This is a genomic window from Sphingomonas chlorellae, assembly GCF_056485145.1.
Genome location: NZ_JBQXXM010000001.1, coordinates 1144119 through 1157378, shown reverse-complemented (window position 1 = coordinate 1157378; position 13260 = coordinate 1144119). Strand labels below are relative to the sequence as shown.

Below are 13260 nucleotides of genomic sequence, written 5' to 3'. Positions count from 1 at the left end.
GCCCGCCTGTGTGGCGGACCGGCAGTCGTTCGTCGGTCTGGCCGCGATCAGTCGTCGATGTTGCGGCGGAAGGTCTCGGGGAGCAGGAACAGCCCCACCACCACCGTCAGCGCGGCGACCGTCACCGGGTACCAGAGCCCGTAATAGATGTCGCCCGTCGCCGCGACCATCGCAAAGGCCGTGGTGGGCAGGAAACCGCCGAACCAGCCATTGCCGATGTGATAGGGCAGCGACATCGACGTATAGCGGATCCGCGTCGGGAACAGTTCGACCAGCATCGCCGCGATCGGGCCGTACACTGCCGTCACCAGCAGGACGAGCACGGTCAGGATGGCGATGACCTTCACATAGTCGATCTGCGCCGGATCGGCCTTGGCGGGATAGCCGGCCTTGCCCAGCCCGGCCTTCACCGCGGCCTGGAAGTCGGTGATCGCCGTCTTCTTCTTCGCGCCGGTCACCGCTGCGGGATCGGGGGCAGCCAGCGTCACGCCGCCGATCTGCACCTGGGCGATCGTGCCTGCCGGTGCGGCGACGTTGTGATAGTTGACGCCGTTCTTCGCCAGGTACGACTTGGCGATGTCACAGCTCGTCGCGTCGAACTTGTTCTTGCCGATGGGATCGAACTGGAACGAGCACTCGTCGGGGTTGGCGACGACCGTCACCGGCGCCGAACGCTGCGCCTGTGCCAGCGCGGGGTTGGCCGCGTCGGTCAGCCCGGCGAACAGCGGGAAATAGGTGATCGCCGCCACCGCGCAGCCGGTGAGGATGATCGGCTTGCGTCCGATCCGGTCCGACAGCCAGCCGAAGATGACGAAGAAGGGCGTGCCGATCGCCAGCGCCGCCGCGATCATCACATTCGCCGTTGCGCCGTCGACCCGCAGCATCTTCTCCAGATAGAAGAGCGCATAGAACTGGCCGGTGTACCAGACGACGGCCTGGCCCGCGACCGCGCCGAACAGCGCCACGATCACCCAGCGCAGGTTGCCCCAGCGCGCGAACGCCTCGGTCAGCGGCGCCTTCGACGCGGTGCCTTCCTCCTTCATCTTCTGAAAGACGGGGCTTTCCGAAAGCTGCATGCGGATCCACATCGACACCGCGAGCAGCACCATCGAGATCAGGAACGGCAGGCGCCAGCCCCAGGCGGCAAAGGTCGCCTCGCCCATCGCGGTGCGCAGGCCGATCACCACCAGCAACGCGGCGAACAGGCCCAGCGTCGCCGTGGTCTGGATCCAGCTCGTATAGAGGCCGCGCTTGTTCTGCGGGGCGTGCTCGGCGACATAGGTCGCGGCCCCGCCATATTCGCCGCCCAGCGCCAGGCCCTGGAGCAGCCGCAGCGCGACCAGGATGAACGGCGCCGCGACGCCGATCGTGGCATAGCTCGGCAACAGGCCGACCGCGAAGGTCGACAGGCCCATGATGCCCATCGTGACGAGGAAGGTGTTCTTGCGTCCGACCAGGTCGCCGATCCGGCCGAAGACGAGCGCCCCGAACGGCCGCACCGCAAAGCCCGCGGCGAACGCCGCCAGCGCCAGGATGAACCCGGTCGTCTCGTTCACGCCCGAAAAGAACTGGGCGGAGATATAGGTGGCGAGCAGGCCGTAGAGATAGAAATCATACCATTCGAACACGGTGCCCAGCGACGAGGCCGCGATGACCAGCTTCTCGCTCTGCGTTGCCCGATGGTGTTTGGGGATCGCCTCATATGTTGTTGCCATGACATCTCTCCAGAATAGCTTGTCTTATTCTTTTCTTGTCTGGCTTCGGCCTGCCCGGCGCCGCCTCTCGCGTGCGGTCGCCTGTCGGGGTGATCCCGCCGTAACGGCTGGCGCGGAGCCGGCGAACCGGCCCCGCGCGCGGGATCAGAAGCCGAACTTGGCAGCGAACTCGAACCGGTCGAGCTCGCCCGTCGCGCCGCTGACGATGCGGCGCTGGCCGTGCCGGTATTCGACGCCCAGATCGAGCCCCTTGACCGGCGACCAGAAGATGTTGCCCGCCGCGCTCCACGCCTGTTCGTTGAGCGCCGCGATCGCCGCCGCGGGCAGCACGTCGTCGTAATAGTCGCGCTGGTAGCTGAAGATCAGGCTGCTGCGCACGGTCGGCGTCAGCGCGACGCGCAGCGCGGCAAAGGCGGCGAAATTGTCGACCTTGTGCAGGTCGCCCGTGGTGGGATCGAGCACCGCGTCGGGGGCGAAGTTCAGGCCGACATAACGGCCGATGCCCGCGCCATAGGTCGCCATGAAACGCAGGTCGGTGCCCTTCTTGCCGATCGGCAGCTTGCCCGCGGCGCTGACGCCCCACGACCCGCTGTGCTCGCGCACCGCGCCGTTGCGCACCGCCAGTTCGCGCGCGACGCCCGCCAGCGACAGCTCGCCGAAGCTCGCGACATAGTTCAGCCGCGCGACGAAGTCGGGCATCCGCGACGCGTCGTTGTCGACCAGCGCCGCCGTGCCGCGCGTGATCGAGCTGCTGTCGGGATTCTCGGCCGCAAGGTGCAGCGTCGCCTTGGGCGACAGCTTCATCGAATAACGGATCAGCGGCTGGCGCGAGAACACCGTGCCCTCGCTCGCGCCGACGAAGTCGGTGCTCTCGGGCAGCGCGGTGACATACTGGAACGTCGACCAGTCCTGGCCGATCGTCAGCCCGTCGAACTGCACATAGGCGCGGCGCAGCGCCAGGTCATAGCCGTTGGTGGTCCGCTCGGTGCCCTGCGTGCCCGGCGCCGTCTGGAAGTCGGCCTCGACATAGCCCTTCAGCACATGCCCCGCGGGCGAGGCGTCGAGCGACACCGAAAGCCGCGTCTGCTTGGCCGAATAGTCGTTGTCGGTCGAGCTGTGGCCGCCGCCGATCGGGATCTGCGCGGGCACATAGAAATCGCGGCCCAGCGCGCCCACCGCGACGTCGCCGTCGCTCCAGTGGCTCATGCTCGCGACCGTGCGGATGAAACCGCCGATCTTGACCGTGGTGGGGCCGACCTTGAACCCTTCGGCGGGCGGGGTCGGCTTGGCCTCGATCGCCGCGACGCGCGTTGCCGTCGCCCGCGACTGTTCGGCCGCCGCATTCGCCTGCTGTTGCGCGGTGCTCGCCTTGGCTTCCGACGTCGCCTGGGCGGCGCGCGCCTCGGACAGTTCGGCGCGCAGGCTCGCCACCGCTTCCTCGAGTTGCTTCAGCCGTGCCTCCAGCTCGGCCTGGCGGGCGCTGTTCTGCGCCATTGCGGGGGCCGGCGCCAGGGCAAGCGCGGCCGCGCCCGCAAGCCAGGTCCAACGTGCAGTCTGCATGGAATTCATCCTTCTCCAACCGTGACCTGTCTTTTTTAGGATGCTTTCACGGCATCGCAGATCTTCACCGGTTATTTGGCGCAGGAACAGCTAGACCTTGGTCGAAGGTGCCTCAGCACTTCGCGCGCGATAGGATGCCCCAAAATCTGAGAGGAAGCTCCATGTCGCAGACGATCCATCCCGTCCCCGCCGAATGGCGTGCCCGCGCGCTGATCGATGCCGAAGGCTATGCCAGCCGCTATGCCCGCTCGGTCGAGGATCCCGACGGCTTCTGGCGCGACGAGGCGCAGCGGCTCGACTGGATGCGCCCCTTCTCGCGCGTCAAGAACTGCTCGTTCAACGAGGCCGATTTCGGCATCCGCTGGTTCGAGGACGGCGCACTCAACGTCGCCGCCAACTGCCTCGACCGCCATCTCGCCGAACGCGGCGACACCGTCGCGATCCTGTGGGAGCCCGACACCCCCGGCCAGGAACGCCGCATTACCTATCGCGAACTGCACGAGGAAGTGTGCCGCTTCGCCAACGTCCTCAAGGCCGAGGGCGTGCGCAAGGGCGACCGCGTCACCATCTACCTGCCGATGATTCCCGAAGCCGCGATGGCGATGCTCGCCTGCGCGCGGATCGGCGCGATCCATTCGATCGTGTTCGCCGGCTTCTCGCCCGAGGCGCTGGCCGGCCGCATCACCGACTGCGATTCCAGCCTCGTCATCACGGCAGACGAGGGGCTGCGCGGCGGCAAGCGCGTCCCGCTCAAAGCCAATGTCGACGAGGCGCTCGGCCATTGCACCTCGGTCGAACGCGTCCTCGTCGTCCGCCACACCGGCGCCGACGTCGCGATGACGCCGGGCCGCGACGCCTGGTATCATCTCGCCCGCGAGCAGGTCGGCACCGATTGCCCGGCCGAGCCGATGGGCGCCGAGGATCCGCTGTTCATCCTCTACACCTCGGGCTCGACCGGCAAGCCCAAGGGCGTGCTCCACACCACCGGCGGCTATCTCGTCTGGGCGTCGATGACGCACCAATATGTGTTCGATTACCGCCCGGGCGACATCTACTGGTGCGCCGCCGACATCGGCTGGGTCACCGGGCACAGCTATGTCGTCTACGGGCCGCTCGCCAACGGCGCGACGACGGTGATGTTCGAAGGCGTGCCGAGCTACCCCGACGCCAGCCGCTTCTGGCAGGTGATCGACAAGTTCGGCGTCAACATCTTCTACGCCGCGCCCACCGCGCTGCGTGCGCTGATGCGTGAAGGCGACGCGTTCGTCCACGCCACCTCGCGCGCGTCGCTCAAGCTGCTCGGCAGCGTCGGCGAGCCGATCAACCCGGAGGCGTGGGACTGGTATCACCGTGTCGTCGGCGAGGGGCGCTGCCCGATCGTCGACACCTGGTGGCAGACCGAAACCGGCGGCGCGATGATCACCCCGCTCCCCGGCGCCACCGATCTCAAGCCCGGCTCGGCGACGCGTCCGATGTTCGGCGTCAAGCCGCAGCTCGTCGACAGCGAGGGGCATGTGCTCGAAGGCGCGACCGACGGCTGCCTCGTCATCACCGATAGCTGGCCCGGCCAGATGCGCTCGGTCTGGGGCGATCACGAACGCTTCTTCCAGACCTATTTCACCACCTTCCCCGGCAAGTATTTCACCGGCGACGGCGCGCGTCGCGACGCCGACGGCGATTACTGGATCACCGGCCGCATCGACGACGTCATCAACGTCTCGGGGCACCGCATGGGCACCGCCGAGGTCGAAAGCGCGCTCGTCGCGCACGCCAAGGTGGCCGAGGCCGCCGTCGTCGGCATGCCGCACCCGATCAAGGGCCAGGGCATCTATGCCTATGTCACGCTCAACGCGAACGAGGCCGGCGACGAGGCGCTGCGACGCGAGCTCGTCCAGTGGGTCCGCCACGAAATCGGCCCGATCGCCACGCCCGACGTGATCCAGTTCGCGCCCGGCCTGCCCAAGACGCGCTCGGGCAAGATCATGCGCCGCATCCTGCGCAAGATCGCCGAGGGCGAGCTCGACTCGCTCGGCGACACCTCGACGCTTGCGGATCCTTCGGTTGTCGACCATCTCGTCGCCAACCGCCCGGTGCCTGCATGAACCAGACCATCCTCGTTGCCGACGATCATCCGCTCTTCCGCCAGGCGCTCGTCCTGGCGGTCGAGCGCGTGGCGCCCGATGCGCGCGTGGTCGAGGCGGGGACGGTCGACCGCGCCGTCGCCGCCGCGGCGGCGGCCGACGACCTCGCGCTCGTGCTGCTCGATCTGAAAATGCCCGGCGCCACCGGCTTTTCGGGGCTCGCGCTGCTCCACGCCGAACGCCCGCACACGCCGATCCTCGTCGTGTCGAGCGCCGAGGGGATGGCGGTCGCGGCCGAGGCGGTGCGCTTCGGCGCGGTGGGCTTCATCGGCAAGGACCAGGATCTCTCGGCGATCGAACACGCGATCGAGGAAGCGCTCGCCGGCAAGACGCTCGAAGGCCCCGCCGACCCGGAGATCGACCCCGTCGCCGCCAAGGTCGCCAGCCTCACGCCGATGCAGCTCAAGGTACTGCTCGGCGTGCTCGAAGGCCGGCTCAACAAGCAGATCGCGTTCGACCTCTCGATCAGCGAGGCGACGGTCAAGGCGCACATGACCGCGGTGCTGCGCAAGCTCGACGTCCACAACCGCACCCAGGCCGTCCTCGCCGCCCGCGCCCTCCGCCTCGACCTCGTTCACTGACGGCCAATTCGGGCTCCGGATGCCTCCCTGAGGTGCGGCATCCCGGCGGCCCCTACGGCATCGTGAAATAGGCCGGAACCTCGTAATTGGTCAGCTTGGCCATCGTCACGCCCAGCCGCTCGCATGCAGCATCGGCCGCACGGGTTGCGCCCTCGACCACGCCGTAATCGTCGAAGACCACGATCCCGCCGCGCACCATGTGCGGCAGCAGCGTCTCGAGCGCGAACGCCGTCGGTTCATAGACGTCCATGTCAAGATGAAGCAGCGCAACCTTCAGCGACGGCCTTTCGGCAACAAACTGTGGCAGGGTGTCGAAAACATTGCCCTCCACCAAGCGCGTGTTGACGAACCCTTTTTCGCGGATCAGCGCCTCCAGCGCCGTCCTGGCGATACCCGGCCCGCCTGCCGCCTCGAAACGGCTGATGAATTGCTGATCGGCAGCGCCCACCACCGCTTCCTTCGGAAAATCGCCAAAGGCGTCGAACCCGATCAGCGGCCGGCTATGTGCATTCTCCAGAATATGGCGAAAGGTTGCGAACCGCATCAGCGAAGCGCCCTTGTAAACGCCCATTTCGACGACGGCGCCGGGAAGGTCGACTATTTTCCTATAAAGCTCATAATGAGCAAGCATCTTGGCCATCCGCGTGGGATGACTTCGCAAGTAAAATCCGTTTTCGATCTCATAGGGATCCATATCCTGTGCTGGAGTATAATGAGTCACGATCGGCTTCCTATGTTCGAAATCAGGCACGGCGCACGGCAATAGCGGGCTATTCTGTATCGCACACCGCAGCCATAGCCCATGAAACATCGCGGACGCCACCGACCATGGCCGCGAACGGTCGCGTTGCCGCTTTCCGCTCGCCAGCCGCGCCGGACGCCGCCACATTCCGGTGACAACGACGCATCGGGAGAGCGTGCGACAATGGCGCATCATGTGGTGGCGATCGTCCCCAGCCGCGATCTGGCGGCGAGCAGCGCCTTCTACGAACGGCTCGGCTTCGCGGTGGTGGGCGATTACGGCCATTACCGCATCCTCGAGGACGGACGCGGCTGGCACCTGCATCTCAACCACATGCCTGGCTGGCCCGCGCGGATCGAGGACAATCCGTTCGGCCTGTATCTCTATGTCGACGATGTCGATGCGGTCGCCGATCGCGTGCGCGACGCGATCATCGAACCCGGCGCGCCGCATGCGAAGCCCTGGGGCACCTATGAATTCGCCGTCAGCGATCCCAGCGGCGTGCTGGTCCGCATCGGCCGCGTGATCGACCCCGACTGAGCCCAGCCGCCATCGGAGCCGCCACCGCGGTCGCCACGCCGCGCGTCACGCCGCGCCGACGGCGGCCTCGGCCAGAAAGCTCGCCAGCGCGTCGGCCGGGATCGGCTTGGCGAACACCGGGATTCCCGCCGCCGCCGCGCGCGCCAGCGTCGCGGGGGCGGTGTCGGCGGTCACCAGCGCGGCGCGCAACGCCCGGTTGCGCACGCGCAGCCGCCCGATCAGCTCGATCCCGTCGATCGCCGCGCCCAGGTGGAAATCGACGAGCGCGATCTCGGCGTCGCCCACGGTCGCCAGCGCCGCGGCGGGCGATGGCGCGGGCAGCGGCTCGTGCCCGGCGGCGCGCAGCGCGGCCACGGTGGCATCGACGATGTCGGGATCGTCGTCGACCACCAGCACGCGGCGCGGCACCATCCCGGTTCCCAGCGCGCGGGCCAGCCGCGCGGGCGGCGCCGCCGGCTCGGCCGGGCTGGCGGGCAGCCGCACGCCGAACGCGCTCCCCCGCCCCGGCACCGACCGCAGCGTCACGCCCGCGCCCAGCAACGCGGCGGTCCGCTCGACGATCGCGAGCCCCAGCCCGATGCCCGACTCGCCGGTATTGCCCAGCCGCTCGAACTCGCGAAAGATGATCGCCTGCTGCTCGGGCGCGATCCCCACGCCCGTATCGAACACCTCCACCGCCATCCGCCCCTCGCGCCGCCGGATCCCCACCAGGATGCCGCCGCGCTCGGTATAGCGCACCGCGTTCGAGACGAAGTTCTGGACGATCGAGCGCAACAACACCGGGTCGGTCTCGACCACGCCGTCGCCCGGCCCCAGCCGCAGCGCCAGCCCCTTTTCGTCGGCGAGCGGGCGGAACCCCTCGACCACCTCGGCGAGCAGCGGGCGCAGCCGCAGCGGCTCGGGGCGCGGCACCACGCCCCCGGCGTCGAGCTTGGAGATGTCGAGCAGCGCGCGCAGCAGTTCGTTGGCGGCGTCGATCGAGCGGTCGATCCGGCCCAGCAGCACGCGCCCGCGCGGGTCGAGCTGGCGGTCGAGCGCGGTGCAGAATAGCCGCGCGGCGTGGAGCGGCTGGAGCAGGTCGTGGCTTGCCGCCGCCAGGAACCGCGTCTTGTCGCGCGTCGCGGCGGCCAGTTCGGCGTTGAGCCGCGTCAGCTCGGCGGTGCGTTCGGCGACGCGTGATTCGAGCGCGGCGCGCGCGCGTTCCAGCTCGGCGCGCGCCTGCGCCTCGGCGGTGATGTCGGTAAAGCACATCACATAACCGCCGCCGGGCATCGGCCCGCCCACGGTCTTGATGACGCGCCCGTCGGGGCGGATGCGTTCGAAGCTGTGCGGCACGCCGCGGCGCAGGTGCATCAGCCGCCGCTCGACATGCGCCTCGATCTCGCCCGGCCCGCACTCGCCGCGCTCGGCGTTGAAGCGGATCAGGTCGGCGATCGGGCGGCCGACATGCACCATCCCCTCGGGATAGGCGAACAGCTCCATGTAACGGCTGTTCCACGCGATCAGCCGCTGGTCGCCGTCGATCACGCTCACGCCCGGGTCGATATTCTCCAGCGTCGCGGCGAGCAGCCCCTTCGAGAATTGCAGGCTCTGCCCGCCCTCGTCGAGCATCCGCGCGACGTCCTCGTGGCTCAGCCGCGTGCCCGCCAGCGCCGACGCCATCAGCGCATGCGCCGACGCTGCGCCCACCACCGCCGCGATCGCGCGTTCGGCGCGGCGGGCATCGGCGCGCTCGATCCGCCGGCCGGGGGCGCGCTCGGGGAACAGCTCGGCGACGCGCGGCTCGCCGACGAAGCGCGCGACAAAGGCCGACAGTTCGGCCAGGTCGCTCACCACGCCGATGCGGTTGCTCGGCTTCAGGATACGCGGCGCGCGCGCGGTGCGGCGCAGCGTGCCGACCAGCCCGAACAGCGCCAGGTTGGCGCCCAGGCTCCACGCGACGCCGTGCACCAGCGGCGGCGCGTTGCCGATGCCCAGCAGCTTGTGCGGGTCGAACGCCCCGCCGCTCAGCGCGGCCATCCACGCGCCCGGCAGCACCGGCGGCAGCGCCAGCGTGAACAGCCACAGCGCCAGCCCGCCGATCAGCCCCGCCTTCGCCGCCAGCGCGTCCTGCCCCGCCCCGCGCACCGCGAGCAACAGATAGGGGGCAAGCTGGATCAGCGCGGTAAAGGCGATCAGCCCGATCGACGCCAGCCGCTCGTCGGTGCGCACGTTGAGGCCCCAGAACAGCGCCGCGGCGATCACCAGCACGATCGACACGCGCCGCACGCCCATCAGCACATGGCCGAGCTGCGCCTCGCCCGAAAGCCGCGGGCTGCGCAGCAGCACGGGGGCGATCAGGTCGTTCGACACCATCGTCGCCAGCGCGACCGATTCGACGACGACCATCGCCGTCGCCGCCGAAAAGCCGCCGATGAACGCCGCGGCGGTCAGCACCGGCGATCCCACCGCGATCGGCAGCATCAGCACGAACTGGTCGGCGGGCGCGTTCGGCGGAACGAAGGTCAGCCCGGCAAGCGCGATCGGCACCACCGCCGCGCTCATCACCATCAGATAGATCGCGACGCGCCAGCGCGCGCGGCGCAGGTCGGTCGGCCCGCGCGCCTCGATCACGCCCATATAGAACTGGCGCGGCAGGCACAGGATCGCCGACATCGACAGCACGGTGATGACGATCTGCTCCAGCCCCAGCCGGCTCGGCGCAAACGCGTCGCGCAGCCGCACCAGCCCCACCTGCGCCACCGCGTCGGGCGCGCGCGCCATCAGCGCGACCGCCAGCGCCGCCACCGCGACGAACGCGGCGAGCTTGACCAGCGATTCGAGCGCGGTGGCGAACACCAGCCCCTCGTTGCGCCCCGCCGCCTCGTATCGCCGCGCGCCGAACAGCAGCGCAAACAGCGCCAGCACGCCCGCGGTCGTCGCCATCGCCGCGCCCGCGCTCCCGCCGCCGCTCAGGATGGCATAGGCCGACCCCACCGAACGCAGTTGCAGCGCGATATAGGGGATGATCCCCAGCACCGCGGTCAGCGTCACCAGCGCCGCGACGCCCCGGCTCTTCGAAAAGCGCGATCCGATGAAGTCCGAAATCGCCGACGCGCCGTCGGCCTGCGCCGCGCGCACCAGCCGCTCGAGCAGCCGCGGCGCGAACAGCAGCACCAGCGCCGGCCCCAGATAGATCGGCAGATAGCTCCACCCGTCGAGCGCCGCGGTCCCCACCGCGCCGTAAAAGGTCCAGCTCGAGCAATAGACCGCAAGCGACAGCGCATAGGCGTGCCGCCGGATCGGGTCGGTCGCCACGCGGTGCCGGTGCCGCTCGACCAGCGCCGCCAGCGCATAGAGCAGCCCCACGAACCCCAGCGCGATCAGGATCAGCGCAAGCGATCCCATCCCCGGCCCTTCTCCTCCCATGGCGTTGCCGCGGCGTCCCCGCGCGTCTCTGCACGGGCCAGCATCGCCCCCCGCGCCGCGCCGCGCAACCCCGCGCAAGTCCCGGCCCGCCTGCACCGGCCCGCGACACAAAGTTTCACCGCACCCCCCGGTGCCATCCCAAATTGCATTCGCCGCCATCGGCTCCTAAGGAAGCCCGCCATGACCACGATCATCCGCGAAGCAGACCTGATCGAGAGCGTCGCCGACGCGCTCCAGTTCATCAGCTACTATCACCCGATGGATTATATCCGCGCGCTGGGCGACGCCTATGCCGCGGAGCAAAGCCCGGCCGCCAAGGACGCGATCGCGCAGATCCTCACCAACAGCCGCATGTGCGCCGAGGGGCACCGCCCGATCTGCCAGGACACGGGCATCGTCACCGTGTTCGTCAAATGGGGCCAGGACTGCCGGCTTGAATCGGACAAGAGCCTGCAGGAGGTCGTCGATGAAGGCGTCCGCCGCGCCTATCTCAACCCCGAAAACCGCCTGCGCGCCTCGATCCTCGCCGATCCCGCCTTCTCGCGCCGCAACACGCGCGACAACACGCCCAGCGTGCTGCATGTCGAGATGGTGCCCGGCGACAAGGTGCATGTCGACGTCGCGGCCAAGGGCGGCGGTTCCGAGAACAAGTCGAAGTTCAAGATGATGAACCCCAGCGACTCGATCGTCGACTGGGTGCTCGAAATGGTGCCCCAGATGGGCGCCGGCTGGTGCCCGCCGGGGATGCTGGGCATCGGCATCGGCGGCACCGCCGAAAAGGCGATGCTGCTCGCCAAGCAGTCGCTGATGGGCTCGATCGACATGGCCCAGCTCAAGGCGCGCGGCCCGCAGAACGAGATCGAGGCGCTGCGCATCGAACTGCACGACAAGGTCAACGCGCTCGGCATCGGCGCGCAGGGGCTCGGCGGCCTCGCCACCGTGCTCGACGTCAAGATCCTCGACTGGCCGACGCACGCCGCGTCGAAGCCGGTGGCGATGATCCCCAACTGCGCCGCGACGCGCCACGCGCACTTCACGCTCGACGGTTCGGGGCCGAGCTATCTCGAAGCGCCCAAGCTCTCCGAATGGCCGCAGGTCCACTGGACGCCCGACGCCTCGGCGCGCCGCGTCGATCTCGACCAGCTCACGCCGGAGGTGGTCAAGAGCTGGAAGCACGGCGACCGGCTGCTGCTCAACGGCAAGATGCTCACCGGCCGCGACGCGGCGCACAAGCGTATCGCCGACATGCTCGCGCGCGGCGAGGAACTGCCCGTCGAGTTCCGCGGCCGCGTCATCTACTATGTCGGCCCGGTCGATCCGGTGGGTGAGGAAGTCGTCGGCCCGGCCGGCCCCACCACCGCGACGCGCATGGACAAGTTCACGCGGATGATGCTCGAACAGGGGCTGCTCGCGATGGTCGGCAAGGCCGAACGCGGCCCCGCCGCGATCGACGCGATCCGCGACCACCAGTCGGCCTATCTGATGGCGGTCGGCGGCGCGGCCTATCTCGTCGCGCGCGCGATCAAGGGCTCGCGCGTCGTCGGTTTCGAGGATCTCGGGATGGAGGCGATCTACGAGTTCGAGGTTCAGGACTTCCCCGTCACCGTCGCCGTCGACAGCGAGGGCCAGTCGGTCCACCATCTCGGCCCGCTCGTCTGGCGCGAAAAGATCGCGCGTCAGCAGGCGGCGGCCGCCACCGCCTGATCGCGCCGCCCGCGGGCGGTCCGCATCGCGAAACGGGGGGCGCCCGCCGGGCGTCCCCCTTTTTCATGGCCGCGCGCCGCCAGCCGTGAGCCATCGGCCGTCAGCCGTGAACCTCAACTGCGGACGCTCAGGTCCACATGCACGCGGATCGAATCGTGCCGCCAATATTCCTGGTCATATTCGATCACCCGCCCCTGCGCGTCGAGGCTGGTGCGCACCACCAGCAGCCCCGGCGTCCCCGGCTTCACGCCCAGCGCGTCGGCGGCGAACTTGACGAGCGCGCACGGGCGCATGTCGACGCGGTTGCGCACCGCGGTCAGGCCATAGCGGCCGCTCAGGATCTGCGTCAGCGATCCGTCGAGCATCTCGCCCGGCAATCCCGGCGCCAGCGCGGGGTCGACCATGATCCGTTCGACCAGCACGGGCCGCCCGTCGATCGCGCGCCGCCGCGTGATCGCATAGAGCGGCGTCCCCGGCGCGACGCGAAAGATGTCGGCGATCGCCGGCGCCGCGGGCACGCTGTCCTTGGCCAGCGTCTCGGTCGACGGCGTCCGCCCCTGTTCGGCGACATAGGTCATGAACCCCGCCCAGCGCGTCGGGTCATAGGTGACGGGCGGCGGCGAGACGTACCAGCCGCTGCGGTCACGGCGATAGATCATGCCCTCCGCCTCGAGCTGGAACAGCGCCTCGCGGATCGTGCCGCGCGCGGTGCCGGTGTCGCTCTGCATCCGCCGCTCGGACGGCAGCTTGGTGCCCGGCGCGAGCCGCCCCATCTGGATGTTGGTCGCGATCTGGTCGCGCAGCGCCAGATATTGCGGGCCGTCGTTCGCCGCGCCCGCGGTCGCGGCCGGTTCGGTCAGGGTCATGCT

The 13260-nt window shown here is 69.3% G+C and carries 9 protein-coding genes; 4 read left to right on the top strand and 5 right to left on the bottom strand.

Annotated elements, in window-relative coordinates; genetic code table 11:
- Nucleotides 1-47 precede the first annotated feature (47 nt).
- Together ACT3CF_RS05350 and ACT3CF_RS05345 are read right to left on the bottom strand one after the other, a co-directional pair.
- A complete protein-coding gene (locus tag ACT3CF_RS05350; RefSeq protein WP_478420912.1) occupies nt 48-1715 on the bottom strand; it encodes an MFS transporter in 1668 nt (555 codons plus the stop codon).
- Nucleotides 1716-1859: 144 nt separating this feature from the next.
- Nucleotides 1860-3275 (bottom strand): DcaP family trimeric outer membrane transporter, encoded by a 1416-nt coding sequence (locus tag ACT3CF_RS05345; protein WP_478420910.1) that lies wholly within the window; start codon nt 3273-3275, stop codon nt 1860-1862.
- Between the two features lie 161 nt (nt 3276-3436).
- On the opposite strand from ACT3CF_RS05345, the gene acs reads away from it, so the two are divergent.
- Both acs and ACT3CF_RS05335 read left to right on the top strand, forming a co-directional pair.
- Nucleotides 3437-5377: an acetate--CoA ligase gene (acs, locus tag ACT3CF_RS05340; RefSeq protein WP_478420908.1), complete on the top strand. Its 1941-nt coding sequence runs from the start codon at nt 3437-3439 to the stop codon at nt 5375-5377.
- Nucleotides 5374-5997, top strand: a complete 624-nt coding sequence (locus tag ACT3CF_RS05335) for a response regulator (protein ID WP_478420906.1) — start codon at nt 5374-5376, stop codon at nt 5995-5997. Before acs ends, ACT3CF_RS05335 begins: the two co-directional genes overlap by 4 nt.
- A 52-nt stretch (nt 5998-6049) precedes the next feature.
- Here ACT3CF_RS05335 and ACT3CF_RS05330 read toward each other — a convergent pair whose 3' ends face one another.
- Nucleotides 6050-6718: a TylF/MycF/NovP-related O-methyltransferase gene (locus ACT3CF_RS05330; RefSeq protein ID WP_478420904.1), complete on the bottom strand. Its 669-nt coding sequence runs from the start codon at nt 6716-6718 to the stop codon at nt 6050-6052.
- Nucleotides 6719-6922: 204 nt separating this feature from the next.
- On the opposite strand from ACT3CF_RS05330, the gene ACT3CF_RS05325 reads away from it, so the two are divergent.
- Complete coding sequence (locus ACT3CF_RS05325) at nt 6923-7279, top strand: VOC family protein (RefSeq protein WP_478420902.1); 357 nt, start codon at nt 6923-6925, stop codon at nt 7277-7279.
- A 45-nt stretch (nt 7280-7324) separates the two neighbouring features.
- Here the strand turns inward: ACT3CF_RS05325 and ACT3CF_RS05320 are convergent, their stop codons facing one another.
- The gene (locus ACT3CF_RS05320) at nt 7325-10666 is read right to left on the bottom strand and encodes a PAS-domain containing protein (protein WP_478420900.1); all 3342 of its coding nucleotides are present in this window, start codon (nt 10664-10666) and stop codon (nt 7325-7327) included.
- Nucleotides 10667-10867: 201 nt separating this feature from the next.
- Between ACT3CF_RS05320 and ACT3CF_RS05315 the strand changes: the two genes are divergently transcribed.
- Nucleotides 10868-12391 carry a fumarate hydratase gene (locus ACT3CF_RS05315; RefSeq protein WP_478420898.1) on the top strand — a complete coding sequence of 508 codons (1524 nt, stop codon included), beginning with the start codon at nt 10868-10870 and terminating at the stop codon, nt 12389-12391.
- A gap of 113 nt (nt 12392-12504) precedes the next feature.
- On the opposite strand, the gene ACT3CF_RS05310 is transcribed toward ACT3CF_RS05315, so the two are convergent.
- Nucleotides 12505-13257, bottom strand: coding sequence for a UTRA domain-containing protein (locus tag ACT3CF_RS05310; RefSeq protein WP_478420896.1), 753 nt, complete (start codon nt 13255-13257; stop codon nt 12505-12507).
- Nucleotides 13258-13260: the final 3 nt, after the last annotated feature.

What these genes read in the sequence shown, in the direction of transcription:
- ACT3CF_RS05350 (WP_478420912.1), bottom strand. Translation starts at nt 1,715, where the DNA reads ATGGCAACAACATATGAGGCGATCCCCAAACACCATCGGGCAACGCAG.
- ACT3CF_RS05345 (WP_478420910.1), bottom strand. Translation starts at nt 3,275, where the DNA reads ATGCAGACTGCACGTTGGACCTGGCTTGCGGGCGCGGCCGCGCTTGCC.
- acs (WP_478420908.1), top strand. Translation starts at nt 3,437, where the DNA reads ATGTCGCAGACGATCCATCCCGTCCCCGCCGAATGGCGTGCCCGCGCG.
- ACT3CF_RS05335 (WP_478420906.1), top strand. Translation starts at nt 5,374, where the DNA reads ATGAACCAGACCATCCTCGTTGCCGACGATCATCCGCTCTTCCGCCAG.
- ACT3CF_RS05325 (WP_478420902.1), top strand. Translation starts at nt 6,923, where the DNA reads ATGGCGCATCATGTGGTGGCGATCGTCCCCAGCCGCGATCTGGCGGCG.
- ACT3CF_RS05320 (WP_478420900.1), bottom strand. Translation starts at nt 10,666, where the DNA reads ATGGGATCGCTTGCGCTGATCCTGATCGCGCTGGGGTTCGTGGGGCTG.
- ACT3CF_RS05315 (WP_478420898.1), top strand. Translation starts at nt 10,868, where the DNA reads ATGACCACGATCATCCGCGAAGCAGACCTGATCGAGAGCGTCGCCGAC.
- ACT3CF_RS05310 (WP_478420896.1), bottom strand. Translation starts at nt 13,257, where the DNA reads ATGACCCTGACCGAACCGGCCGCGACCGCGGGCGCGGCGAACGACGGC.